At 64.6% G+C, this 1,106-nt stretch carries 1 protein-coding gene; it reads right to left on the minus strand.

The genetic code is table 11. The features are described from left to right. Positions 1 to 1,106: condensation domain-containing protein (locus tag BFE01S_RS36665; RefSeq protein WP_028229707.1), on the minus strand; the 1,106-nt coding region annotated here is incomplete at both ends.

The following is a 1,106-nucleotide window of genomic DNA, read 5'->3' on the forward strand; positions in this document are numbered from 1 at the left end:
GGGCGAATTCCCGGGTGAGGATGCCGAGCGACCAGGCGTCCGAGACGATGTGGTGCAGGGCGAAGTGCAGCACGTGCTCGTGAGGCGCGAGCTTCACCAGCGACACGCGCAGCAGCGGGCCGCGTTCGAGGTCGAACGGTTCGTGCGAGCGCTGCGACAGCAGGCTCGCGAGCACGTCCGCGCGCAGTGACTCGGGCTCCTGTGACAGGTCCGGTTCTGACCAGGCGAAAGGCACGTTCGCGACGCGCTGCCTGACGCCTTCCGAGTTTTCCTCGAAGCGCGAATGGAGGATCTGATGGCGCGCGTGGATCACCGCAAGCGTACGCCGCACTTTGCCAATATCGAGCTCGCCGCGCAGACGGATCGCGCCGGCCGTGTTGTACGCGGGGCTGTTGCGGTCCAAGCGCCACAGAAACCACAGACGCTCCTGCGCATGCGATAGCGGTGCCGATCCGTCGCCGCCGGTGCGCCGCACGATCGCAGTGCCCGGACGAGCGGACTCGATGCGTTCTGCGTCCGCCATCGCCGGTGCGAGATCGGCAAGGACTGGGTGCTTGAAAACCTCCTGCAATGGCAGTTCAATGCCGCGGGTCTTGCGGATGCGCGAGACCAGCTTGATTGCCAGGATCGAATCGCCGCCGAGTTCGAAGAAGTTGTCGGTGCGGCTTATTGGATCAATGCTTAGTACTTCGGACCAGATCTGCGCGAGGGCGGCTTCTGCTTCGCCCTCTGGCGCTTCGTAGTCGCGTACTGCGTATTCCGGGGCGGGGAGTGCCTTGCGGTCTACCTTGCCGTTCGGGCTCAACGGCAGTGCATCCAGCACCAGGATCGTCGAGGGCACCATGTAGTCGGGTAGTTGCCGTAACAGCGCCTCGCGCAGTGTCGCCTGTTCTATAGCGTGATCCGTGTGCGCCGTTACATACGCGATCAGGCGCGTGCCGCCCGGGCCTTCCTGTGCCGTTACGACCGCCTCCCTCACACCGGACTGCGCCACCAGTTGCGCCTCGATCTCTCCCAGTTCGATGCGCAGCCCCCGTATCTTCACCTGATGGTCGATGCGGCCCAGATACTCCAGGGCGCCTTCGTTCGTCCACCGTGCAAGATCG

The sequence above is a fragment of the Paraburkholderia ferrariae NBRC 106233 genome (assembly GCF_000685035.1).
Lineage (GTDB): Bacteria > Pseudomonadota > Gammaproteobacteria > Burkholderiales > Burkholderiaceae > Paraburkholderia > Paraburkholderia ferrariae.